The sequence below is a fragment of the Pseudomonas sp. CCI1.1 genome (genome assembly GCF_034348165.1).
Taxonomy (GTDB): Bacteria; Pseudomonadota; Gammaproteobacteria; order Pseudomonadales; family Pseudomonadaceae; genus Aquipseudomonas; species Aquipseudomonas paracarnis.
The window spans coordinates 1,922,291-1,947,341 of record NZ_CP133780.1; the positions used below are offsets into that span (position 1 = coordinate 1,922,291).

A 25,051-nucleotide genomic window follows, 5' to 3' on the forward strand; every position below is an offset into this window, starting at 1 on the left:
CTATGTCCCTGATAGTTCTACTGCTTCTGCCTTTTATCGGCAGCTGTCTGGCGGCCTTGCTGCCGCATAACGCACGTAACACCGAATCCCTGTTGGCCGGCCTTGTGGCGCTGGTCGGTACTATTCAAGTCGCCCTGCTCTACCCCCAGATCGCCCACGGTGGCGTGATCCGCGAAGAATTCATGTGGTTGCCCAGCCTGGGGCTGAACTTCGTGTTGCGCATGGATGGGTTTGCCTGGCTGTTCTCGATGCTGGTGCTGGGCATCGGCACGCTGGTGTCGCTGTATGCGCGCTACTACATGTCGCCGGACGACCCAGTGCCGCGTTTCTTTGCGTTTTTCCTGGCGTTCATGGGCGCCATGCTGGGTTTGGTGATCTCCGGCAACCTGATCCAGATCGTATTCTTCTGGGAACTGACCAGCCTGTTCTCGTTCCTGCTGATCGGCTATTGGCACCACCGTGCCGATGCGCGACGCGGGGCGTATATGGCGCTGATGGTCACCGGCGCCGGCGGGCTGTGCCTGTTGGCGGGGGTCATGCTGCTGGGGCATATCGTCGGCAGCTATGATCTGGACCAGGTGCTGGCGGCGGGCGATCAGATTCGCGCGCATTCGCTGTACCCGGTCATGCTCGCCCTGGTGCTGATCGGCGCCTTGAGCAAAAGCGCTCAGTTCCCCTTCCATTTCTGGCTGCCCCACGCCATGGCGGCGCCAACGCCGGTTTCGGCCTACCTGCACTCGGCGACGATGGTGAAGGCCGGCGTGTTCCTGCTGGCCCGCCTGTGGCCATCGCTGTCCGGCAGCGAAGAATGGTTCTGGATCGTCGGCGGTGCCGGCGCCCTCACGCTCCTCCTCGGCGCTTACTGCGCCATGTTTCAAAACGATCTCAAGGGCCTGCTGGCCTATTCCACCATCAGCCATCTCGGGCTGATCACCCTGCTGCTGGGCCTTAACAGCCCGCTGGCCGCTGTTGCCGCGGTATTCCATATTCTCAACCACGCCACCTTCAAGGCTTCGCTGTTCATGGCCGCGGGCATCATCGACCACGAAAGCGGCACGCGGGATATCCGCAAGCTCAGCGGGCTGGTGCGCCTGATCCCGTTTACCGCGACCCTGGCGATGGTCGCCAGCGCGTCCATGGCCGGGGTGCCGTTGCTCAATGGCTTCCTGTCCAAAGAGATGTTCTTTGCCGAAACCGTGTTTATCTCGTCGACTCAGTGGGTGGAAATCGCCCTGCCGCTGATCGCGACCATTGCCGGTACATTCAGCGTGGCCTATGCCCTGCGTTTTACCGTGGATGTGTTCTTCGGCCCGCCCGCCACCGACTTGCCACACACGCCCCACGAGCCGCCGCGCTGGATGCGGGCACCGGTCGAGCTGTTGGTGTTCACCTGCCTGCTGGTGGGGATTTTCCCGGCCCAGGTGGTCGGCTCGATCCTCGCCGCTGCCGCCCTGCCGGTGGTGGGCGGTACGTTGCCGGAATATAGCCTGGCGATCTGGCACGGCTGGAACGCGCCGATGATCATGAGCCTGGTGGCGATGACCGGCGGCGTGGTGCTGTACCTGATGCTGCGCAAACAACTCAAGCGTGGCCGCTTCGAATACCCGCCGCTGATCGGCTACTTCAACGGCAAGCGCGGTTTCGAGCGCTGCCTGGTGGTGATGATGCGCGGTGTGCGCCGGATCGAGAAACGCATCAGCACCAAGCGCCTGCAAACCCAGTTGTTCCTGTTGGTGCTACTGGCAGTGATCGGCGCGATGATCCCGATGATCAACAGTGGCCTCAGCTGGGGCGACCGCCCGAAAATCCCGGGGTCCATCGTCTTCGTCACCCTGTGGTTGCTGGCGATTGCCTGCGCCCTCGGCGCCGCCTGGCAAGCCAAGTACCACCGGCTGGCGGCCCTGACCATGGTCAGCGTGTGCGGCCTGATGACCTGCGTCACCTTCGTGTGGTTCTCAGCGCCGGACCTGGCCCTCACCCAATTGGTGGTGGAAGTAGTCACTACCGTGTTGATCCTGCTTGGCCTGCGCTGGCTGCCACGGCGGATCGAAGAGGTCTCACCCCTGCCCAGCTCGCTGCGCAAGGCGCGTATCCGCCGCCTGCGTGACTTGCTGCTGTCCACCGTAGTCGGCGGCGGCATGGCGCTGTTGTCCTATGCGATGCTGACCCGCCAGACGCCCAACGATATTTCCTCGTTCTACTTAAGCCGTGCCCTGCCCGAAGGCGGCGGCAGCAATGTGGTGAACGTGATGCTGGTGGACTTCCGTGGCTTCGACACCCTGGGCGAAATCACCGTACTGGGCGCTGTGGCCTTGACCGTGTACGCCTTGCTGCGCCGCTTCCGCCCGTCCAAGGAAAGCATGGAGTTGCCGCCCCAACAGCGCCAACTGGCGCCAGACGTGGCGACCGACCTGGTCAACCCGCGCCAGGCCAGCGACACCGCCCTGGGCTTTATGATGGTGCCGGCGGTACTGGTGCGCCTGCTGCTGCCGATTGCGCTGGTGGTGTCGTTCTACCTGTTCATGCGTGGCCACAACCAACCGGGTGGTGGTTTCGTCGCCGGGCTGGTGATGTCGGTGGCGTTTATCCTGCAATACATGGTCGCCGGTACCCAGTGGGTCGAGGCGCAGATGAGCCTGCGGCCCATGCGCTGGATGGGCTTCGGCCTGCTGTCGGCCACCTTGACCGGGCTGGGTGCGCTGTTCGCCGGGTACCCGTTCCTCACTACGCATACCTGGCATTTCAGCCTGCCGCTACTGGGCGATATTCATATCGCCAGTGCGCTGTTCTTTGACGTCGGCGTGTACGCCATGGTCGTGGGCTCGACCCTGTTGATGCTCACCGCCCTCGGCCACCAGTCGGTGCGCGCGCATAAACCGAGCAACCAGCCCAAAGTGGTTGCTGCAACCGAAGGAGCCGCCTGATGGAAGAAGTCATCGCAATAGCCATTGGGGTCCTGGCTGCCTCCGGCGTCTGGTTGATCCTGCGGCCACGGACGTTCCAGGTGGTCATGGGTTTGTGCCTGCTGTCCTACGGGGTCAACCTGTTCATCTTCAGCATGGGCAGCCTGTTTATCGGCAAGGAGCCGATCATCAAGGACGGCGTGCCCCAAGACCTGCTCAACTACACCGACCCACTGCCCCAGGCCCTGGTGCTCACGGCCATTGTGATCAGCTTCGCCATGACCGCGTTGTTCCTGGTGGTGCTGCTGGCCTCCCGGGGCCTCACCGGCACTGACCATGTAGACGGCCGGGAGCCCAAGGAATGACGTGGATGAATCAACTGATCGTCGCGCCGATCCTGCTGCCGCTGCTCACCGCCGGGCTGATGCTGATGCTGGGCGAGAAACGCCGCCCGCTCAAAGCCCAGATCAATCTGTGCTCCAGCATCGTCGGCCTGGGCGTGGCCATCCTGCTCTTGTACTGGACGCAACAAGGCGGCCCCGGCTCCATTGGCGTGTACCTGCCGGGCAACTGGCAGGTGCCGTTCGGCATCGTGTTGGTGGTGGACCAACTGTCGGCGATGATGCTGGTGCTGACCGGAGTTATCGGCGTCAGCGCGCTGCTGTTCGCCATGGCCCGCTGGGACCGTGCGGGCACCAGCTTCCATGCCCTGTTCCAGATCCAACTGATGGGGCTGTATGGCGCCTTCCTCACCGCCGACCTGTTCAACCTGTTCGTGTTCTTCGAAGTGCTGCTGGCCGCCTCCTACGGCCTGATGCTGCACGGTTCCGGCCGCGCGCGGGTATCGTCGGGGCTGCATTACATTGCGATCAACCTGCTGGCGTCGTCGCTGTTCCTGATTGGCGCGGCGATGATCTACGGCGTCACCGGCACGCTGAACTTTGCCGACCTGGCGTTGAAGATCCCGCTGGTGCCGGAGGCGGATCGCGGCCTGTTGCATGCCGGTGCGGCGATCCTGGCTACGGCGTTCCTGGCCAAGGCCGGCATGTGGCCGCTGAACTTCTGGCTGGCGCCCGCCTATTCCTCGGCCAGCGCGCCGGTGGCGGCAATGTTCGCGATCATGACCAAGGTCGGCGTGTACACCGTGCTGCGCCTGTGGACCCTGCTGTTCTCCGGCCAGGCCGGCGCCTCGGCGCTGTTTGGCGGGGATTGGCTGGTGTATGGCGGCATGGCGACCATCATTTGCGCGGCACTGGCGATGGTGGCGGCGCAGCGCCTGGAGCGCATGGCCAGCCTGAGTATCCTGGTGTCGGCCGGGATCCTGCTGTCAGCGGTAGGGTTTGCCCAGCCGAGCCTGACCGCGGGGGCGCTGTTCTATCTGGTCAGCTCCACCCTGGCACTGAGTGCATTGTTTTTGCTGGCGGAGTTGATCGAGCGTTCGCGTTCGGCCAACGACCTGCCGCTGGATGAGGAGATTGATGCGCTGCCCAAAGCCATGGAATCGCTGCATCCGCGCCCGGGTGTGAACCTGGACGATGAGCAAAAAGCGGTGATCGGCCAGGTCATCCCTTGGACCATGGCCTTCCTGGGCCTGAGCTTTATCGCCTGCGCGCTGTTGATTATCGGCATGCCGCCGCTGTCCGGGTTTATCGGCAAGCTCAGCCTGTTGAGTGCGCTGATCAATCCACTGGGCCTGGGCAACGCCGTGGACGAGTCCATCCGCCCGGCGGCCTGGGGCCTGGTCGCGCTGCTGATTCTCTCTGGCCTGGCCTCGCTCATCGCTTTCGCCCGCCTCGGCATCCAGCGCTTCTGGACCCCGGAAGAACGCCCATCACCGCTGCTGCGCCGCTACGAGTGTGTGCCGATCTTCCTGCTGCTGGGGTTGAGCATCGCGCTGACCTTCAAGGCCGAGGCGCTGATGCGCTACACCCAGGCCACCGCCCAAAGCCTGAACAACCCGGAACACTACGTGATGGCAGTGCTCGCGACCCGCCCAGTGCCCAGCCCTGAAGCCAAGGCCGCCGCCCTGGAGGTGCAGCCATGAAACGTCTGTTCCCGGCTCCCTGGCTGTCGTTGGCGTTGTGGGTATTGTGGCTGGTGCTGAACTTGTCGATCAGCCCCGGCAACCTGCTGCTGGGCGCACTGTTGGGCTTTCTTGCGCCGCTGATGATGGCGCCGCTGCGCCCGCTGCCGATCCGCATCCGTCGCCCTGGGGTGATCATCCGCCTGTTTTTCCGGGTCGGCCTTGACGTAATCATCTCCAACCTGCACGTCGCCTGGGGCGTACTCACTTGCGGCTCACGCCCACCGCGCTCGCGCTTTATCAAGATCCCCCTGGACCTGCGCGACGCCAACGGCCTGGCGGTGCTGGCGATGATCACCAGCGTGACCCCCGGCACCGTCTGGTCGGAACTGGCCCTGGACCGCAGCATCCTGCTGCTGCACGTTTTCGACCTGGATGACGAAGCCTCGTTTATCCAGCAATTCAAGCACGCCTACGAACGGCCCCTGATGGAGATCTTCGAATGAGCGCCCTGCTCGCCAATGCGATCCTGTTCAGCCTGTTCCTGTTCTCCCTGGCCATGGTGCTGACCCTGGTGCGCCTGTTCAAAGGCCCCTCGGCCCAGGACCGGGTACTGGCGCTGGACTACCTGTACATCCTGGCGATGCTGATGATGCTGACCCTGGGTATTCGCTATGCCAGCGACACTTACTTTGAAGCAGCGCTATTGATCGCGCTGTTCGGCTTCGTCGGCTCGTTCGCCCTGGCCAAATTCCTGCTGCGTGGGGAGGTGATTGAATGATGCCGTTATGGGTTGAGATTATCGTGGCGGCGTTGCTGTTGCTCAGCAGCCTGTTTGCCTTGATTGGCGCGATTGGCTTGCTGCGGATGAAAGAATTTTTCCAACGCATGCACCCGCCGGCACTGGCCTCGACGTTGGGGGCCTGGAGCGTGGCGTTGGCGTCGATCATCTACTTTTCAACGCTCAAATCCGGGCCGGTGTTGCACGGCTGGTTGATTCCGATTTTGCTCGCGATCACCGTGCCGGTCACCACACTGCTGTTGGCGCGAACCGCCCTGTTCCGCAAACGCATGGCCGGTGATGACGTCCCCGCCGAAGTCAGCAGCCGCCGCTGATTCTTCAGGCGAATTCAGTAAAAATGTGGGAGCTGGCTTGCCTGCGATAGCGGTTTATCAGTTACAGCATCATTGACTGAAACTGCGCCATCGCAGGCAAGCCAGCTCCCACATTTGGTTTGGCGCCAGGCAAAAGAGCGGATACGCGCCACCAATTGCGCCAACTTAGCATCATCCCGCTACGCGCCACATCGGGAAGCGCCCGCTCGATCCAGCACTAAACCTTTCCCGTATAACATGAGAGAACAATAAATGTACTCGATCGACTTGGCACTGATGAAGCCCGGAGATATCGTTTTCACCACCGAAACAAGCCTCACAAGCAAGACAATAAGAAACTTTACCGGGGGCAACTATTCGCACGTCATGCTTTGCGTAGGTTATGGCAGCTGTATACATGCGGATAAAAAAGGGGGCGTTCATTCTTTTAATGCGCAGAGATTGCTTGTTGAACACCCGAATCAAATCGCCCTAAAACGATACAACCCGCATCTTTCACCTGAGACTTCGAAAATCATTGAGCAATATGCTCGATTAAAAATTGGCACAGTATATTCTATATGGGAGGCCGTGAAGGCGGCGCCCTTTTTCAAGAAGGAATGGCTTGGGCACTTAAAAGTCGAACTTGAAAAGCCTTCAAGTCTTCAATTTTGCTCAAGGCTGGTAGCGCAAGCCTACAGCCATGCGGGCCTGAAGCTATCGGCCACTCCATCCAGTTGCACTCCGGTCGAAATCTTCAACTCTCCAAGGCTCGAACTGGTTGAAAACGCAGTTATCCGAGTCCCTGAAGAGCTGGTAGCACTTGTAAACGACGAATCAAAGAACAAAATTAAGATACATACAGACACAATCAAAAGACTACTCGAAAGCGTTAGAAAACTATACGGAGACTCCATCCAAACTTTGCATGACCTCGAAGCCTTAGCCATTACCACTGAGGGTGCAGACGATATAATTTCCGACTTGACAATCAAATCTGGCTACTTAGAACTATGGAAGATTGACATCAAAGAAAACCCTTGGCGATACAGTCAAATCGAATTTGAAAAGTGGGCGACCGATAAACAGAATAGAACAGAGATCGCCCAAAACGAATTAGGCATGGCACAGCATCAGCTAAGCCGCCACTTAGAGTCTCTTCATATAACACGCGAAAACTATAAAAATTACCCAAACAAAACGCTCGGACAACTAATAGCACTATACGAAACTCTAGTAATGCTCGCAGTGAAGAAGACAGAATTATTCTCTCACTATTGAACGCATGCATCACACCTACAACAAGCCAAGTCTTCAATATTTATATTCAAAAACGCCCCGAACCAGTCGGGGCGTTTTTTTATTCAACGTGCAGCTTTCAACGGTCAGTCAGCCAACCGTCACGTCGTCCCACCCTTGCCGTCTTCCAACCCACACCATTGCGGTCAGTTGGGTAGACCCACCCCCTTTTACCGTCAGCTATTGAACACCCGCAAGCACTAACAACGTAAAGCACCGTGACATACTTCCCAAAGAAACATCCTACGTCCGCGCCAGAAACCCTCGCTTCTTTGTAGACAACGATTGACCCATAGTCTTCTCTTTGGTGCCCGATACTCCATTGAGCGTTTCTAGCGGGCACACCTTCCACTCAAACGTAAATCGAAGTCACGAACAGCCACCACCCAAAACTTTACCCTCTCTATACAAGTCAATTAATGGAAAATCGGGATGCAATTCGAATATAAGAAATTCTTAGTGACACTAGCACTCATCTCGAATGCAATATACGCTCAAGCCGAACAGACTCACCTATCGACAATTCTAAATATAAAAATGAATGCAACCTATCTCGACATAGATACAGAAACCCCGGACTCTTTCGGCGTAAAGCTCATGGCGGCAGTTCGTCTGACGCTTTCGACAGAACACAGTTGTGGCACTTCAAAACTGCATATCACACCGGACTCCATCGGCGTTCCTGTCGAACGTTTCCTAGCAGAAGTTAAGAAAATCAAAAAATACGCTGATGATGGAGCCGCACTATTTATCACCCATCAGGATTGTGATCGAAAAATACCAATGGCAACCAAATTCGCTACCTGCACGGGTGAAACATGCAGATCACTCACAGATGTGCTAATTGATGGAAAAATGTACTTAGACGAGAATTACCGACCCGTTCCAGCTGCGCGCAGTCTTTTTTTCATAGAGCAACCCCAAACTTATGACAAAACGCTAAAAGCCTGGAAAGTATATATCTACGATAAAAAAACCAAGAAGATTGCGGCTGATGGATTCGTCGACAATGAAGACTATGCTGCGAGCAAATTCATCCATAAATTTCGCACCTTTCATAGCAACGGCATGGTTTCGAGTTCTATTGAAATGAGTGCGCAGGGGCAACGTGAAGGAAAAAGTATTGTTCGCCACAAAAACGGAAAAATTGAAAAATCCATAAATTACAATAACGGAATTATCACTGACGGCGAGTACATAACTTACGACCCGACAGGAAAAATCAAGATCCGTGAGCATTATGCAAATGGAGTGCTAAATGGCCCAAGAGTCAAACTGTACGCTAACGGAAATCCTGAATCCATGGAAAAATATTTAGATGGCAGTCGCTCAGGAATATCAAATTATTACTATGAAGACGGCACACTAAAAAATATACAAGATTATGACCGCGGGCAGTTGGATGGCTGGGACGTCAAATACTTCGCAAACGGCCAGACCGAATCACAAACACTCTATACAAATCAGCACATTAGAATAAGCCACGAATGGAACATTGACGGTATAAAAGTCAGCCAATGGGAACAAGACGAAAATCATAACCGCCAAGGCGACGACATAGAATGGTATGACAACGGACAAAAAAGAAAGCACTCAATTTATAAAGACGGAAAACTACATGGAAAGATGCAAGGTTGGTCTGAGGATGGAACTCAACTTTATTCTACCGAATACGCACACGGCGAGAGAAACGGACAATCACGGCAGTGGGGCCGAGACGGGACGTTGATAGAAGACTGCCAATGCCAAGCAGGAAAAATTTCAGAGCCGTGTTCGGTGAGAACTCCGCTCTGACTATGAAGGTCTTGGACAGGAATAGAGGTTTAATTCGAAAAACTTAGCAATATGCAAAAAAACGCCCCGAACCAGTCGGGGCGTTTTTTTATTCAGCGTGCAGCTTTCAACGGTCAGTCAGCCAACCGCCACGTCGTCCCACCCTTGCCGTCTTCCAACACCACACCCATCGCGGTCAGTTGGTCGCGGATACGGTCGGATTCCGCCCAGTCTTTGTTGGTGCGAGCCGCCAGACGCGCCTGGATCAGTGCATCTACCTCAGCGGCATCCACACGCCCTTCGGCACCCGCTTGCAGGAAGTCATCGGCTTCCATCTGCAACACGCCCAGCACGCTGGCCAGTTCTTTCAGGCGCGCCGCCAGGCCCGCCGCTGCGTCGATATCGGTCTCGCGCAAGCGGTTGATCTCGCGCACCATCTCGAACAGCACGGCGCAGGCTTCCGGGGTGCCGAAGTCGTCGTTCATCACTTCGGTGAAACGTGCCACGAAGGCTTCGCCGCCTGCAGGTGCCACCGCGGGCAGGCCTTTCAACGCGTGATAGAAACGCTCCAAAGCGCCCTTGGCGTCCTTGAGGTTGTCTTCGGAGTAGTTGATGGCGCTGCGGTAGTGGCTCGACACCAGCAGGTAACGCACCACTTCCGGGTGGTACTTTTCCAGCACGTCGCGGATGGTGAAGAAGTTGTTCAAGGACTTGGACATCTTCTCGCCATTGATGCGGATCATGCCGCAGTGCATCCAGGCATTGGCGTAGGTCTTGCCGGTGGCGGCTTCGCTCTGGGCGATTTCGTTTTCGTGGTGCGGGAACTCAAGGTCGCTGCCGCCGCCATGAATGTCGAAGGTCTCGCCCAGGCAGCAGGTGGACATCACCGAGCATTCGATGTGCCAGCCCGGACGCCCGGCGCCCCACGGCGACTTCCAGCTCGGCTCGCCCGGCTTGGTACCTTTCCACAGTACGAAGTCGAGCGGGTCCTGCTTGGCTTCGTCGACTTCGATCCGCGCGCCGATGCGCAGGTCTTCGATCTTCTTGCGCGACAGCTTGCCGTAGCCCATGAACTTGGCGACGCGGTAGTACACGTCGCCGTTGCCTGGGGCGTAGGCGTAGCCCTTGTCGATCAAGGTCTGGATCATCGCGTGCATGCCAGGGATGTGGTCCGTGGCACGCGGTTCCATGTCCGGCTTGAGGATGTTGAGGCGCGCCTCGTCCTCGTGCATGGCGGCGATCATGCGCTCGGTCAGCGCATCGAACGACTCGCCGTTTTCGTTGGCACGGTTGATGATCTTGTCGTCGATGTCGGTGATGTTGCGCACGTACGTCAAGTCATAGCCACTGAAACGCAACCAGCGGGTCACCAGGTCGAAGGCAACCATGCTGCGGCCGTGGCCGATGTGGCAGTAGTCGTACACGGTCATGCCGCACACGTACATGCGCACCTTGTTGCCATCCAGCGGCTTGAAGACTTCTTTGGTCTTGCTGAGCGTGTTGTAGATCGTTAGCACGATGTTTCCCTTAAATCACTGGCCCCACGAATCTCGCAAGGTCACGGTACGGTTGAATACCGGAGTGCCTGGTTTCGAGTCCTTGATATCCGCGCAGAAGTAGCCTTCGCGCTCGAACTGGAAACGGTCTTCCGGCTGTGCGTCGCCAAGCGATGGCTCGGCACGACAACCAGTGAGTACTTGCAGGGAGTCAGGGTTGATGTTGTCGAGGAAACTCGCGCTGTCTTCCGCCTTCTCAGGGTTCGGCGAGCGGAACAGACGATCGTACAGGCGCACTTCGCACTCGATGCTGGCAGCGGCCGGTACCCAGTGGACCACACCCTTGACCTTGCGGCCTTCAGGGTTCTTGCCCAGGGTGTCCGGATCGTACGAGCAACGCAGTTCAACGATGTTGCCATCGGCGTCCTTGATCGCTTCGTCCGCACGGATCACGTAGCTGCCGCGCAGGCGCACTTCGCCATTCGGCTCCAGGCGCTTATAGCCCTTGGGCGGCTCTTCCATGAAGTCGTCACGGTCGATGTAGATTTCGCGGGCGAATGGCAATTTGCGCACGCCCAGCTCTTCTTTCTGCGGGTGGCGCGGCAGTTCGAGGTTCTCGACCTGGCCTTCCGGGTAGTTGGTGATCACGACTTTCAACGGACGCAGCACGCACATGGCGCGCGGTGCATTGGCATCCAGGTCCTGACGGATGCTGAATTCGAGCATGCCGAAATCGACCACGCCGTCGGAGCGGTTGGTGCCGACCATGTCGCAGAAGTTGCGGATCGACGCCGGGGTGTAGCCACGGCGACGGAAGCCCGACAGGGTGGACATGCGCGGGTCGTCCCAGCCATGCACGTGTTTTTCATCGACCAGTTGCTTGAGCTTGCGCTTGCTGGTGATGGTGTAGTTCAGGTTCAGGCGGCTGAACTCGTACTGACGCGGGTGCGCCGGAACCGGCAGACTGTCCAGGAACCATTCGTACAGCGGGCGATGGCTTTCGAACTCCAGGGTGCAGATGGAGTGGGTGATGCCTTCGATGGCGTCCGACTGACCGTGGGTGAAGTCGTAGTTCGGGTAGATGCACCACTTGTCACCGGTCTGGTGGTGATGGGCATGGCGGATGCGGTACATGATCGGGTCACGCAGGTTCATGTTCGGCGAGGCCATGTCGATCTTGGCGCGCAGCACGCGGGCGCCGTCCGGGAATTCGCCGGCGCGCATACGGTTGAACCAGTCCAGGTTCTCTTCTACCGAACGGTCGCGGAACGGGCTGTTCTTACCCGGCTCGGTCAGCGTGCCACGGTATTCCTTGGCCTGCTCCGGGGTCAGGTCGTCCACATAAGCCTTGCCGGCCTTGATCAGCTCGACGGCCCAGTCGAACAACTGGTCGAAATACTTGGAGGCATAGCGCACTTCACCGGACCATTCGAAGCCCAGCCACTTGATGTCGCTTTCGATGGCGTCGATGTATTCCTGGTCTTCCTTGGCCGGGTTGGTGTCGTCGAAACGCAGGTGCGTGACGCCACCGAACTCCTGGGCCAGGCCGAAGTTCACACAGATCGACTTGGCGTGGCCGATGTGCAGGTAGCCGTTGGGCTCTGGCGGGAAACGGGTGACGATCTGCGTGTGCTTGCCCGAATCCAGGTCCGCCTGGATGATCGGGCGCAGGAAATTGACCGGGACGGCAGGTCCGGCCTTGGTATTCGAGGTAGGGTCGACAGTGGGCTTGCTCATAGGATCCTTGAACAGACAGGTGCATGGCCAGGTGGGGCCAGATAAAACAAAGGGCTCATAATAGCCGAAGCAGTCAAGACACATACAGAGCGCGGCCAATTAATTGCCCGGGCGGTAAAAAACCACCTCGAAATTCCCGCAGGGCACGCTAAACTGCGCGCCTTGGCCGTCGTTTAGCCAGACAGGTAAGGTGCCCAGGCGCCCACACCCACGAATTCCCTGAAAAGAGTAGTGAACATGACTCAAGTCAAACTGACCACCAACCACGGTGACATCGTCATCGAGCTGAACGCCGAGAAAGCGCCGATCACCGTCGCCAACTTCATTGAATACGTGAAAGCCGGCCACTACGAAAACACCGTTTTCCACCGTGTCATCGGTAACTTCATGATCCAGGGCGGCGGTTTCGAGCCTGGCATGAAGGAGAAGAAAGACAAGCGTCCAAGCATCCAGAACGAAGCGGACAACGGCCTTTCCAACGACAAGTACACCGTCGCCATGGCCCGTACCATGGAGCCGCATTCGGCCTCCGCGCAGTTCTTCATCAACGTCGCCGACAACGCCTTCCTGAACCACAGCGGCAAGAACGTGCAGGGTTGGGGCTACGCGGTGTTCGGTAAAGTCACCCAAGGCACTGACGTTGTCGACAAGATCAAAGGCGTATCCACCACCTCCAAGGCCGGTCACCAGGACGTTCCAGCCGAAGACGTGATCGTCGAGAAAGCCGAGATCATCGAAGCGTGATATTGCTGATTTCAGACTTGCATCTGGAAGAGGAACGCCCGGACATTACCCGGGCGTTTCTGGATCTGCTCCATGGCCGCGCCCGTGGTGCCCAGGCGCTGTACATTCTGGGGGACTTCTTCGAAGCCTGGATTGGCGACGATGGCATGACCCCCTTCCAGCGGTCCATCTGCGCGGCTCTACGCGAGCTGAGCGACAGCGGCACCCCGATTTTCATCATGCACGGCAACCGTGATTTCCTGATCGGCAAGGCGTTCTGCAAAGCGGCAGGCGCTACCTTGCTCAAGGACCCGACGGTCGTGCAGTTGTATGGCGAGCCTGTGCTGTTGATGCACGGCGACAGCCTCTGCACCCGCGACCTCGGCTATATGAAGCTGCGGCGCATCCTGCGTAACCCGGTTGTACTGTTTATCCTGCGCCACCTGCCCTTGGGCACCCGCCACAAGCTAGCGCGCAAATTGCGCAGTGAGAGCAGCGCCCAGGTGCGCATGAAGGCCAACGACATTGTCGATGTCACCCCTGAAGAAGTGCCACGGGTGATGCAGCAGTTCGGCGTGCGCACCCTGGTCCACGGCCATACCCACCGCCCCGCCATCCATAAGCTGCAGATCGGCGACCAGGCGGCCAAGCGCATTGTGCTGGGGGACTGGGACAAGCAAGGCTGGGCGTTGCAGGTGGATGAGCAAGGCTTTCAGCTGGCGGCGTTTGACTTCGTCAACCCGCAGTTGGCGCTGCCTGGCGCATAACCCTCTGGCACAACACCGATCAACCTGTGGGAGCTGGCTTGCCTGCGATAGCATCACCTCGGTGCATCTGATACACCTAGGTGTCTGCATCGCAGGCAAGCCAGCTCCCACACTTGATTGCATTCCAACTTTTGCGGATCAGTGCCCCGATGCCGCCGGCCCCGCTTTTGCGGTAAACGGCGGCTTGGCCAGCCACACCAGCAACATCAAGCCCATGAACATCCACCCTAGCAACGTGAAGTAATCCACGGTGGACATCATGTACGCCTGGCTGGTGAGAATCTGGTCCAGCTGGGTATAGGCCTTCTGCCCTGCCCCACCCAGCGCCTGCAACGCATCGCGGGTGGTCGAGTCGTAGACGGTCATGTTCTCGCTCATGTAGGCATGGTGCTGGTCGGCCCGGCGGATCCAGATCCAGGTGGTCAGCGATGCCGCAAAGCTGCCGCCCAAGGTACGCAGGAAGGTCGCAAGCCCCGCGCCGTCGGCAATCTGGTGCGGCGGCAGGTCGGACATCAGGATGCTCAAGGTCGGCATGAAGAACAGCGCCACGCCGATGCCCATGAACAGCTGCACCATGGCGATATGGGTGAAGTCCACTTCGTTGGTGAAACCGGCGCGCATGAAGCAGCTCAAGCCAATCGCCAGGAACGCCAGGCCCGCCAGCAGGCGCAGGTCGAACTTGTGCGCGTACTTGCCCACGAACGGCGACATCAGCACCGGTAGAATGCCGATCGGCGCCACCGCCAGCCCGGCCCAGGTGGCGGTGTAGCCCATCTGGGTTTGCAGCCACTGCGGCAGGATCAGGTTGATGCCGAAAAAGCCCGCATAACCGAGGATCAGCACAATGGTGCCGATCCGGAAGTTACGGTGCGCGAACAGCCGCAGGTTGACCACCGGGTGCTTGTCGGTCATCTCCCAGATCACGAACACCGCCAGGGCGATCACCGAAATGGCCGCACCGATGATGATGAAGTTGGACTCGAACCAGTCCAGGTCATTGCCCTTGTCGAGGATGATCTGCAAGGCCCCCACCCCGACGATCAGACTCAACAACCCGACGTAATCCATCGGCTGGTAGCTGGTGACCACCGGGCGTTTCTTCAACTGCGAGCGCACCACCATCACCGCGAAGATACCGATGGGCACGTTGATGAAAAAGATCCACGGCCAACTGTAGCTGTCGGTGATCCAGCCGCCGAGGATGGGCCCGGCAATCGGCGCGACCACCGTGACCATCGCCAATAACGCCAGAGCCATGCCGCGCTTGGCCGGTGGATAGACCGCAATCAACAAGGTCTGGGTCATCGGGTACAACGGCCCGGCGACCAAGCCTTGCAGCACCCGAAAGCCGATCAACTCAGGCATCGAGGTGGAAATACCGCACAGGAACGACGCCAGCACAAACAGCAGGGTCGCCCACAAAAACAGCTTCACCTCGCCAAAGCGCCGGCTCAACCAACCGGTGAGCGGCAAGGCGATGGCGTTGCTCACCGCAAACGAGGTGATCACCCAGGTGCCCTGCTCCGAACTCACCCCCAGGTTGCCGGAGATGGTCGGCAACGCCACGTTGGCGATGGTGGTGTCGAGCACCTGCATAAAGGTCGCCAGCGACAGGCCAATAGTGGCCATCAACAGGCTGGGTGGCGTGAACGAGGCGTTATTGCTCATCAGCGTTGCGCAGCCTTGGGAGCGGCGACGCTGTTGTCATGGATCAACTGGTTGATCATGGCATCGGCTTCGGCCAATTGGCGGTCATACACGTTGGTGGTGAACGAGGCTTTTTGCGGCGCCTGTTGCGCCAGCACCGGGCCGCTCTGGTCGTGCAGGTCTACATTCACCACGGTGCTCAAGCCCACGCGCAGCGGATGCTTGGCCAGCTCTTCAGCATTGATGTGGATGCGCACCGGTACCCGCTGCACGATCTTGATCCAGTTGCCGGTGGCGTTCTGTGCAGGCAACAAGGCGAACGCGCTGCCGGTGCCGGCGCCGAGGCTGTCGACGGTGCCGCTGTACTTGACGTCGCTGCCGTAGATGTCCGACTCGATATCCACCGGCTGGCCGATGCGCATATCCCGCAGTTGGGTTTCCTTGAAGTTGGCGTCGATCCACAGCTGGTCCAGCGGGATCACCGCCATCAGCGCCGTGCCCGGCTGCACGCGCTGGCCCAGTTGCACGGTGCGCTTGGCCACATAGCCGGTGACCGGCGCGATCAAGGTGCTGCGGGCATTGGTCAGGTACGCCTGGCGCAGTTGCGCGGCGGCCGCTTGCACATCGGGATGGGACGAAATCACCGTGTCATCCACCAGGGCATTGGTGGTTTTGAGTTGTTGCTCAAGGTTGGTCAAGGCGTTCTTGGCAGCGGTCAGGCTGTCGCGAGCGTGGGACAGTTCTTCCTGGGAAATCGCGCCACCCTGGGCCAGGGTTTTACGGCGGTTGTAGTTGTCCTGGGCGGTTTGCACATCGGCTTTCTGCGCATTGACTTGGGCTTTCATGCCATCGACGTTGCTGTACAAACCGCGCACTTGGCGTACGGTGCGGGCCAGGTTGGCCTGGGCACTTTGCAGGCCGACTGCGGCGTCGTTGGGGTCGAAATTGATCAGCACCTGGCCTTCATGCACCAGGTCACCATCGTCGGCGCCGATGCTGACCACGGTGCCGGTGACCAGCGGGGTGATTTCCACCACGTTGCCGTTCACATAGGCGTCATCGGTGCTTTCATTGAAGCGCCCGTAGAACTCATACCAGGCCCACACGCCCACCACACTGAGGATGACGATCAGCGCCAGGCCGATCAGCATCACTTTGCGTTTGCGCGGGTTGGTGTCTTTGGGTTGTTCGGTTGCGTTGGTGCTTTCGGCAGTGGCCATGACAAATACCTCAAATTATTCCGTGCGTGTTGCGGGGGTGGTCGCGGCCACGCTGTTGGCGTGATACCCGCCACCCAGGGCCTGCATCAATTGAATCGACAGGTCGATCTGCGCCGCATTCAGGGTGGCCAGCTGACGCTGGGCCTGTAGCAATTGCTGTTCGATGCTGAGCACATCCAGGTAGTTACCGATGCCTGAGCTGTAGCGTTGCACCCCGGTGTCGTAGGACTGCTGGGCGATGTCAGCGGCATGTTGCTGGGCCTGGATCTGCCGCCCGGTGTCGCGCAGTTGGGACAGGCTGTTGCCGATATCACCCAAGGCTTGCACCAGGGTTTTGTTGTACTGGGCCACGGCCAGGTCGTAGTCGGCGTCGCGGGCATCGAGATCAGCACGCAGACGGCCGCCGTCAAAGATCGGCAGCGAAATCGTCGGTGCGATATTGAAGAAGCGGCTGGCCGAACCGAACATCGCATCGCCCAGCAACGACTCGGCACCGACGCTCGCGCTCAGGTTGAGGTTGGGGTAGAAGCGGGTCTTGCTGGCATCGATGTTCTTGCTCGCGGCCTCTACGCGCCAACGTGCGGCGACCAGGTCCGGGCGACGGCCGAGCAGCTCGGCAGGCAACACCGCCGGCACGGCCACGGCGCTGGGTTTGAGCACCGCTGGGCGCGCCAGCTCGTCACCGCGGTCCGGGCCTTTACCGAGCAAAACGGCGAGGGCGATCTTGGCGCTTTGCAGTTGTTTTTCCGCGTCAATCAGTTGCGACTGAGAACTGGCTTCCAGGCTCTCGGTCTGCTGGAACTGGTACTCGCTGTCGATACCGGAACTCAGGCGGCGCTTGCTCAGGTCGAGCATCTGGCGGGTACGCTTGAGGTCATCGACGGCCAGGTCACGCACGATATGCGCCTGGCCGAGGTCGCTGTAGGCCTTGGCCACGTTCGCGGCCAGAGTCAGGCGCGCGGCCTGCTGGTCGACTTCGGCAGCACGGGCCTCGCCCAACGCGGCTTCCCAGGCGGCGCGCTGGCCGCCCCAGAGGTCGAAGTTGTAATTGAAGCTGGCGCCGATGTTGCGCACCGTCGAATAGGCATCGCCCTGCCCGCGTGGGTCCTGATCCTTGGCCAGGCGCGAACGGCTCACGCCGGCGCTGGCATCCACGGTCGGCATACGCGCCGCGTTGGCGGCATAGGCCGCCGCTTCGGCCTGGTGGGCGCGGGCGTCGGCCACTTGCATGTCGGGGCTGTTTTGCAGGGCTTCCTGGATCAGGCCGTCAAGCTGAGGGTCGCCCAGGCTTTTCCACCAGTCAGCGGCCGGCCAGGCGGCGCTCGACAGCGTCACCCCGCTCAGGGACTTGCCGGTGTGCAGGGTGTTGGCGTCGAGGCGCTGGCCCTGGGTATCGAGGCCGCTGTAGTTGGCACAACCGGCCAACGTCATCGCCGCCAGCACCAGGCTGAGTGCGCGTGTGTTCATGATCGACCTACCCGCTGGATCGTGATGGGGTCACCCGCAGCGATCAGCATTTTCTTCAGGATCCGCTCCAGGGTTTCCAGCTCGCCCGGCTCAAGCACGCCGGCCAACTGGTTGAGCGCCTTGGCGCCAATATGCGGGAGCATGTCCGCCAGGCGCTGGCCTTCGGCGGTCAGCACCAACTGCACTTGGCGGCGATCCAGCTCGGAACGCTTGCGGCTGAGCAAGTCTTTTTGCTCCAGCCGGTCGAGCATGCGCGTCATCGAACCGCTGTCCAGGGACAGGTTGCGGCACAGCTCCGCCGGGGTATCGACGCCGAACTGGGCCATGATGATCAACACCTTGAACTGCGCCGCGGTAATGCCGTGGGGTTCCATATGGGTGTCGATGATGCGGTCCTTGAGGATCGCGGCGCGGCCCAGCAACAGGCCGAGGTGGCAGTTGTGGAAGTTGTCAGGGGTGAAGTGAGGCATCGAAAGTCACCTTATTACTGCCTAGGCAGTGAATGTGTGACGGGATGTTACTGCTTAGGCAGCGAATGTCAAATGGAATAATTAGGTTGCTTGGTAGTTGGTCGAAGGCTGGAGTGAAATGAAAACCAAAATGTGGGAGGGTGCTTGCCCCCGATAACAGTATGTCAGTCAACTTGTTTGTAGCTGACCCACCGCTATCGGGGGCAAGCCCCCGCCCACATTTTTACCGGATACCGGTCAGAAATCGCGCTTGTAGAAGATATCCAGAGAGCTTGCCACACCCGTCGCCACTTCCAGGTACACCTTCTTGCTCAGCAGGTAGCGCAAGGCAATGGTATTGGCCGGCTCGAACACCCCTACCCCATAACGCAGGCTGAGCTTCTCGTTGATCTTGCCGCTGGCCACCACCGCCGTACTGTTGCCAGTGCCTTGGGTGTCCAGATCAAAGTCCTGAATCCCCAGCTTATTGGCGATATCCGAGGTCACCCCCGCGCTGCCCATCAAACCCAGGCCCAGGGCTGCTTCGGCGAGCATGTTGTTGTCTTCGCCGGTGTTGGTGCGCGAACGGCCCAGCACCAGGTACGACAATGCATCTTCCTGGGCCATGGCCGGCTCGGAAAAGATCTGCGTGGTGGGTTGTTCGGCGCTGCCGCTCAGGCGAATCCCAGCGGTCACGGTGCGCGACGATTCGACCACCACGCGCACAGCTTCGATATCCAGGAACGGTTGGTCCAGCGGCCCGGCAAACAACAGCCGTGCACGGCGCACGTTGAGGCGTTGGCCGTAGGCGCGGTAGCGGCCGTCGTTGAGCCACAGCTCGCCGCGGGTGTCCATGTTGTCGCCGATATGCACATGGCCCTGGACCTTGGCGGTGAGGCCGAAGCCGGCGAAGTTGAGCTGGTCTTCGCCTACCTCCACGTCGATATCCATGGCCATGGCCATCGGCGCTTTGCCCTCTTCGGTCTGGCTGCCGATGATCACGGTGTCGTCGGACACCTTGACCGTCGAAGGCGGCAGTTCGCGTACGGTGATGTCGCCACGGGGGATGTGGACTTTACCGGCAATCGCCAGCTTGTCGTCCTTGAGGCTGATCTTCAGGTCGGGGGCCACTTCCAGCTTGGCGTAGGGCTCCACGGCGACCGGCAGTTGCGAGCCTTTGAGGCTGAGGTCAACCACCAGGGCACGGCCCCAGCCGATCTGCCCCGTGAGGCTGCCCTGCCCGGCCTTGCCGCTGCGCCAGCCGCCGTTGAGCTGCACGCTTTCGCCGGCGATTTGCGCCTGCAGGTTCAGGCCCTCGAGGCTGATGGGCAGTTCCGGCCCGGAGACTTCGCCGTCCACAAGGTTCAGGTTGCCGTTGACCAGGGGCGCGAGCAAGCCGCCGGAGATACGGCCATTGCCGTTGAGTTTGCCGTTGAGCGTTTCCACCATCGGCACAAAGGGCCGCGCGACGGCGAGGTCCAGGCCGGTGAGGCTGAACGTGCCAGTGATCGGCTTGTTGTTCGGCAACGGGTTGATCTGCGCCTGCAACAACAGCTCGCCGAGCTTGCCGCCACGGAAATTCAGCTGGGTGTCGATGCGCTTGGGGTTGAGAGTGGTTTCCAGTTTCAGGGTGTCGTAGGGGAAATCCAGCCACTGGCCCTTGTCGCGCACGCGCAGGGTGCCGCCACTGGCGTCCACCGCGACCACACCTTTTGGGCCGCTCTGGGGCAGGTCCAATTGCACATCGGCGTTGAGCCTGCCCTGCCAGGCGAAGTCTTTGGGCAAGAACCCCGCGAGGCTGTCGAGGGGGAATTGCTTGAGGTGGTAACGCAACTTCGGCTCGGGCATCAGGCGCTGGTCTTCACCACACAGGCTGGCGCCGCCGGAGACCCAGCAGTGCGCGCCAAAGGTCAGCTTGCCATCGGCCAGGCGCTCGATTTTTGCCGGGGCTTGCAGCCGCCAGTCCTGGCCACCGGCTTGCACGTCGCCGCTGGCCAGGCGCCCGCGCCAGTTGTCTTTGTCGAGGTTGCCATCCAATGCCAGGGCCAGCTTGACCAGCGGGCCAGTCAGGGCCAGTTGGACCTTCTGGCTCTTGATATCGCCCTGGGCGCTGGCGGTGAGGTTGCCAACTTGCGTCTCGCCGCTTTGAATGCCGCTGGCCTTGAGGTCGAGCTTGGCGCGTTGGGCGCTATCGAGGTTGGCGTCCAGGTTGAGGCTTTGCAGGCGGTTGTCGGCAAAGGCCAGTTGCTGGCCCTTGAGGTCGAGCTTGCCTTGAGGGGCTTTCAAGGTGCCGGCCACCTCGACACGCCCGTTGACTTGCCCGCGCAGTTGCGGCCACAGCTGGGCCAGGCGCGCCAGCTTGATGTCGATCTGCCCGGCCAGACGCTGTTGCAGGCTGCCGCTGCCGTTGATGCGGTTGTCGCCCAGGCGGATGTCCAGGTTGGCGAGGGTCCATTGTTCGCCTGCACCTTCGGCCTTGGCCGCCAACACAGCGGTTTGCCCGCGCAGGCGCCCCTTGAGGTCCAGGTCTGCGTTGAGCTTGAGCTGTTCGCTCTTGAACTCGCCTTTGCTGCGCAGCGGTCCGGCCAGGGTGCCGGGCAGCTCTGCGACCCAGTAGGCGGGGTTCAGCGCTGACAGATCCAAGGCGGTGTCCCAGGCAATGCCGTCGGCAAATTGCAGGTTCAGGTGGCCTTCGGCCTTGCCTTGGCCGGCACTCAGTTTCAGCTCAGGCAGGAAGACCTGCTTGAGGTCGCCACTGAAGGGCGTGACCACATTGAACTTGCCCGCCGGGCCGTCGAGGTCAGCCTTGAGATTGCCCAGGTAGTTGCCGTCTTTATAGGAGATTTCACCGTTGAAGGTGCGCAAGGCCACTTGCGGTTCGTCGATGACCGGATAGAGGCGGTGCCAGGGAAAATCCAGCCAGTCGATCTTGGCGTCCGCGCTGAAGCCTTGCTGCCAGTCCAGGTTGGCACTGAGCTTGAGGCTTTGCTTGTCGCCGGCCGTCAGGTCCAGACCGGCGACCTGCGCGCCCTTGGCGTCAACCTTGCCCTTGAGCAGTAAATCCACCGGGCCTTTTTCGGCCGGTAGCACGGCTTTACCCAGCAATTGGTAACCATTGCTCAGGTCACCTTTGGCGCTCAGGTCCAGTTGGTTGAGTTGCAGGGTATCGGGCAGGTCTGCGCTGGGTTTGAACGATTCGGAGGTGATGTGCACCTGCGCCGGCAGGTTTTCCACCAGGGGTTGCAGCTCGCCAGTGAGCTTGGCGGGCAGGTAGCCGCTGCTGTCGGCGTCGAGCTTGAGGGTCTTGAGCAGGTCGCCATCGATCTTGAGCACAACGCTCCAGGGAACACCGCCTGGGGCGTAGGGCAGGCTGAGGTTGCCGGTGGCGTTCAGCGGCCAGTCGCCGGTGGGTTGCAGCAGGCCGGCGAGGTCCAGCACCAGGTCGTCGCGTTGTAAATGTACCGAGTCGATCTGCATACCGGCGCCAGTCCAATGCGCCGCCAGTTGCAGGCCCTTGAGTTCTTCGCTGCCGTTGAACAGCAGGCGACCGATGCGCACATCGCCCAACTGGATCGCAACCGGCAGCTTGAGCTCAGGCAATTGGATCGGACCGCTGCTGCTTTCGTCGGTACTGGGCGCAAATTCCAGGCTGACCTGTTCCACATCCAATTGGTCGATGCAAAGGGTCATGCGAAGCAGGCAGCCGGGCGACCAGTCAAACTTTGGCGCATTCAACTCGACGCGGCTGCCATCCTGCTGCCACAGCAGATGGTCGGCGCTCCACTGCCCGTCCAGACGCCCCTGGAAATTTTCCACGCTCAAACCTGGCACCTGGCCCAAGGCCCAGCGACTGCCCGCCTGGGTGCCAAGCACTGAACACAGCGCCAACAACAGCAAGGCGAGGATGGCGAACAGCGCCAGCCCCGCTATTTTCAAACCACGCATCACAGCTCAGGCCCCATGGAAAAGTGCAAGCGAACGCCGCCCGGATCTTCGAGGGCATGGGCCAGGTCGAGGCGAATCGGCCCCACCGGGGAGACCCAGCGCACGCCGACGCCCACGCCGGTTTTCAGGCTCGGCAGGTCGAGGTTGTTAAACGAGTTGCCCTGGTCGATAAAAGTCGCGATACGCCATTTGTCGGTGATGGAATATTGATACTCGGCGCTCAAGGCCACCATGTAGCGGCCACCGATGCGGTCGCCCCTATCGTTCTCGGGCGACAGCGTCTGGTACTCGTAACCGCGCACGCTCTGGTCACCACCGGCGAAGAAGCGCAACGACGGCGGCACGGATTTGTAGCCGTTGGTGGCACTGCCGCCAAATTGTGCACGCCCCAGAAAGCGGTGGTTGTCCCACAAGGTGGTCAGGCCTTTGACGGTGGCCGTGCCGTAAAGCAGGTTGGTGTCAGACCCCAGCCCCTCTTTGGCGACCTTGGTGTCGAACATCAGGCGGTAGCCATGGTGCGGGTCGATGCGGTTGTCACTGCGCAGGTAGGAATAGCTCACGCCAGGCATCAGCAGGTTACTCAGGCCCGAGTCATTGCCCAGGCGGTATTCCTCGCGTTGGTACTTAAGGGAGATCACACGCGTCCAGCCACTGGGCAACTTGCTGTGCCATTCGGGGCCGATGGTGAGCAACTTGCTCAAGGTGTCGGTGTTGGCGATCTCTTCATTCTGATAGCCGCCGGCAAAGCGCAGTTTGTCGGTGAGCGGCGGGTCGAGCGGGATGTCGTACCACAGCCCGACGTTCTGCCGCGGCGCCGACAGTTCGGCTTCCCAGCCATAACTGTGGCCCTGGGGGTTGACCCAATGGCGCGTCCAGTTGGCTTTGCCCCGTGGGCCGACGTCGGTGGAGTAACCCAGGCCCAGGCCCATGGTGCGCGGCTTGCGGGTGTCCAGTTGCACCGCCACCGGGATCACGTCATCGGTGGCGGCGGTGGGGCTGGCGTCGACGCGCACGCCTTCAAAGAAGCCGCTGGCTTGCAGGTTCTGATTGAGTTCGGCGACCAGTTCGGAGTCATAGGGCGTGCCGGGTTTGAACGGCACCATGCGCTGCAACAGCTCTTCATCAAAGGGCGTGTCGCCCGTAAAGCTGACCTTGCCCATGCTGTAGCGCGGGCCGCTGTCGTAAATGAGTTCGATGTCGGCCACGCCCGCTTGAGGGTCTACGGCAAGTTTCTGGCTGGTGAAGCGCCCGCTGAAAAAACCGTAGCGCGAGGCCTGGTTCTGGATCAGGCGCTTGGCGTCTTCGTAATGGCCGTGGTTGAGCACGGCGCCGGATTTGAGGTCGTCGCTGGCGGGCACGCGAAAGGCCTTGAGGCTCGCAGCCGGGCCATCGACCCGCAGAGTCACGTTGCGCAAATGCACCGGTTCGCCGGGGTCGATGGTGAGGGTCAGGCGCGGGTTCTTGCCGCCCTTCACCTCGCTGGCAATCTGTGGCTGATAGTAGCCCAAGGCCTGCGCGGCTTTGCGCGCCTGCTCCTCGGCGCCACGGCTGAACCGCAGCAAGGCTTCTTCATCACGATCGCCCACACCGCCGATATAGCCTTCGATGTTGGCTTTCAGCGCGTCGTTTGAGGGTTTGATCCGCACGTCCAGTTCGCTTTGCGCCAATGCGCCGCAGCTTGTGAACAGCAGAATCAAGCCGCTGGTAAATCTTCCTGGAAACTTCATAGGCGCGGATGCTACACGAGCGAGGGAGGAACTTTGAACCAGGATTAGTCTGAATAATTCTGTTCTAAGCCGTTGCAGGATGTAACGCCTGGGGATTGGGATGGTAAAACACATGCTCGCGCACCGGCCCTACGGCGACTTCGCCGATTTCCTCATAGCCCTGGCGCTTGTAGAAATCCAGGTAACGGGAGTTGCCGGTGTCGAGCACCACGCCGGATGAATGCGGGTCGTCGGCACACCAATTGTGTACCGCTTCCAGCAACTGCTCACCATGGTGCTTGCCCTGAAACTGCGGGTGAATGCCCAGCAACGGCAGCACATGCACAGACTCGTGGGGCAGGCACGCCATGACGGCATGATGGTATTCCAGATAACGCCGCGTACCGCGCACGCCCGTGCTCAGCCACATGCGGATCTGCCAGGCCCAGCTTTCGGTGATGCCCAGGCGCCGTTGCGGCGGTGCAATCAGGGCGATGCCGATCAGCCGGTCGTTGACGAACAGGCCGATGGCCGGAAGTTTCTGGAAGAAATGCTGCTTGACCAGTTCGCGCACGGTGGCACGTACTCGCTGCTCATAGCCCGGCCGCTCGGCTTCGAAGATGTAGGCGAAGGTCGGCTCATGGCGATACGCCTGGTACAGCAGGGATCGCGCTTCACGGGAGTAGCCGCTATTGAGCAGGCGGATTTCGGCAGTGGCCGTCGAAGTGTCTGGCATAACAATCAATCTCCCTGGGCGCCACTCAAACATGGCGTTCTTATGGGTACGAACCTGCACAGCTC

19 protein-coding genes are annotated in these 25,051 nt (G+C 60.1%); 10 read left to right on the forward strand and 9 right to left on the reverse strand.

Going from position 1 to position 25,051, the window contains the following annotated elements:
* Positions 1-2 precede the first annotated feature (2 nt).
* The 8 genes from RHM69_RS08235 to RHM69_RS08270 all read left to right on the forward strand — a co-directional run bounded on the left by RHM69_RS08235 (position 3) and on the right by RHM69_RS08270 (position 9,114).
* Entirely contained in the window at positions 3-2,924 is a 2,922-nt protein-coding gene (locus RHM69_RS08235; protein ID WP_137271343.1) for a monovalent cation/H+ antiporter subunit A, read from the forward strand.
* The gene (locus RHM69_RS08240) at positions 2,924-3,268 is read left to right on the forward strand and encodes a Na+/H+ antiporter subunit C (RefSeq protein ID WP_003192163.1); all 345 of its coding nucleotides are present in this window, start codon (positions 2,924-2,926) and stop codon (positions 3,266-3,268) included. The genes RHM69_RS08235 and RHM69_RS08240 overlap by 1 nt, the downstream gene beginning before the upstream one ends.
* On the forward strand, positions 3,265-4,947 hold the full coding sequence (locus RHM69_RS08245) for a monovalent cation/H+ antiporter subunit D (RefSeq protein WP_014718933.1): 1,683 nt from the start codon (positions 3,265-3,267) through the stop codon (positions 4,945-4,947). The genes RHM69_RS08240 and RHM69_RS08245 overlap by 4 nt, the downstream gene beginning before the upstream one ends.
* Positions 4,944-5,432, forward strand: a complete 489-nt coding sequence (locus RHM69_RS08250; protein ID WP_014718934.1) for a Na+/H+ antiporter subunit E — start codon at positions 4,944-4,946, stop codon at positions 5,430-5,432. The genes RHM69_RS08245 and RHM69_RS08250 overlap by 4 nt, the downstream gene beginning before the upstream one ends.
* A complete protein-coding gene (locus RHM69_RS08255) occupies positions 5,429-5,707 on the forward strand; it encodes a K+/H+ antiporter subunit F (RefSeq protein ID WP_003192168.1) in 279 nt (92 codons plus the stop codon). Before RHM69_RS08250 ends, RHM69_RS08255 begins: the two co-directional genes overlap by 4 nt.
* Positions 5,704-6,042 (forward strand): Na+/H+ antiporter subunit G, encoded by a 339-nt coding sequence (locus tag RHM69_RS08260; protein ID WP_014718935.1) that lies wholly within the window; start codon positions 5,704-5,706, stop codon positions 6,040-6,042. The genes RHM69_RS08255 and RHM69_RS08260 overlap by 4 nt, the downstream gene beginning before the upstream one ends.
* 252 nt (positions 6,043-6,294) lie before the next feature.
* A complete protein-coding gene (locus tag RHM69_RS08265) occupies positions 6,295-7,302 on the forward strand; it encodes a hypothetical protein (RefSeq protein ID WP_019819429.1) in 1,008 nt (335 codons plus the stop codon).
* A 450-nt stretch (positions 7,303-7,752) separates the two neighbouring features.
* The gene (locus tag RHM69_RS08270) at positions 7,753-9,114 is read left to right on the forward strand and encodes a toxin-antitoxin system YwqK family antitoxin (protein WP_200645807.1); all 1,362 of its coding nucleotides are present in this window, start codon (positions 7,753-7,755) and stop codon (positions 9,112-9,114) included.
* Between the two features lie 113 nt (positions 9,115-9,227).
* Here RHM69_RS08270 and cysS read toward each other — a convergent pair whose 3' ends face one another.
* Both cysS and RHM69_RS08280 read right to left on the reverse strand, forming a co-directional pair.
* On the reverse strand, positions 9,228-10,610 hold the full coding sequence (gene cysS, locus RHM69_RS08275; RefSeq protein WP_200599259.1) for a cysteine--tRNA ligase: 1,383 nt from the start codon (positions 10,608-10,610) through the stop codon (positions 9,228-9,230).
* Positions 10,611-10,625: 15 nt separating this feature from the next.
* Complete coding sequence (locus tag RHM69_RS08280; RefSeq protein ID WP_014718939.1) at positions 10,626-12,326, reverse strand: glutamine--tRNA ligase/YqeY domain fusion protein; 1,701 nt, start codon at positions 12,324-12,326, stop codon at positions 10,626-10,628.
* A gap of 237 nt (positions 12,327-12,563) precedes the next feature.
* Here RHM69_RS08280 and RHM69_RS08285 point away from each other — a divergent pair, with 237 nt between their 5' ends.
* Together RHM69_RS08285 and lpxH are read left to right on the forward strand one after the other, a co-directional pair.
* Positions 12,564-13,070: a peptidylprolyl isomerase gene (locus tag RHM69_RS08285; protein ID WP_014718940.1), complete on the forward strand. Its 507-nt coding sequence runs from the start codon at positions 12,564-12,566 to the stop codon at positions 13,068-13,070.
* Positions 13,067-13,816 carry a UDP-2,3-diacylglucosamine diphosphatase gene (lpxH, locus tag RHM69_RS08290; RefSeq protein WP_014718941.1) on the forward strand — a complete coding sequence of 250 codons (750 nt, stop codon included), beginning with the start codon at positions 13,067-13,069 and terminating at the stop codon, positions 13,814-13,816. The genes RHM69_RS08285 and lpxH overlap by 4 nt, the downstream gene beginning before the upstream one ends.
* Positions 13,817-13,954: 138 nt before the next feature.
* Here the strand turns inward: lpxH and RHM69_RS08295 are convergent, their stop codons facing one another.
* From RHM69_RS08295 to RHM69_RS08325, 7 genes are all read right to left on the reverse strand, one after another.
* Entirely contained in the window at positions 13,955-15,484 is a 1,530-nt protein-coding gene (locus RHM69_RS08295) for a DHA2 family efflux MFS transporter permease subunit (RefSeq protein WP_020302329.1), read from the reverse strand.
* The gene (locus RHM69_RS08300) at positions 15,484-16,683 is read right to left on the reverse strand and encodes an efflux RND transporter periplasmic adaptor subunit (protein ID WP_014718943.1); all 1,200 of its coding nucleotides are present in this window, start codon (positions 16,681-16,683) and stop codon (positions 15,484-15,486) included. The genes RHM69_RS08295 and RHM69_RS08300 overlap by 1 nt, the downstream gene beginning before the upstream one ends.
* A 15-nt stretch (positions 16,684-16,698) precedes the next feature.
* Positions 16,699-18,150 (reverse strand): efflux transporter outer membrane subunit, encoded by a 1,452-nt coding sequence (locus RHM69_RS08305; protein WP_200599260.1) that lies wholly within the window; start codon positions 18,148-18,150, stop codon positions 16,699-16,701.
* Positions 18,147-18,620, reverse strand: a complete 474-nt coding sequence (locus tag RHM69_RS08310) for a MarR family winged helix-turn-helix transcriptional regulator (protein WP_014718945.1) — start codon at positions 18,618-18,620, stop codon at positions 18,147-18,149. Before RHM69_RS08310 ends, RHM69_RS08305 begins: the two co-directional genes overlap by 4 nt.
* A 237-nt stretch (positions 18,621-18,857) precedes the next feature.
* The gene (locus tag RHM69_RS08315; protein WP_200599261.1) at positions 18,858-22,544 is read right to left on the reverse strand and encodes a translocation/assembly module TamB domain-containing protein; all 3,687 of its coding nucleotides are present in this window, start codon (positions 22,542-22,544) and stop codon (positions 18,858-18,860) included.
* The gene (locus RHM69_RS08320; protein ID WP_014718947.1) at positions 22,544-24,271 is read right to left on the reverse strand and encodes an autotransporter assembly complex protein TamA; all 1,728 of its coding nucleotides are present in this window, start codon (positions 24,269-24,271) and stop codon (positions 22,544-22,546) included. The genes RHM69_RS08315 and RHM69_RS08320 overlap by 1 nt, the downstream gene beginning before the upstream one ends.
* Before the next feature lie 64 nt (positions 24,272-24,335).
* Positions 24,336-24,986 carry a GNAT family N-acetyltransferase gene (locus RHM69_RS08325; RefSeq protein ID WP_020302341.1) on the reverse strand — a complete coding sequence of 217 codons (651 nt, stop codon included), beginning with the start codon at positions 24,984-24,986 and terminating at the stop codon, positions 24,336-24,338.
* Positions 24,987-25,051: the final 65 nt, after the last annotated feature.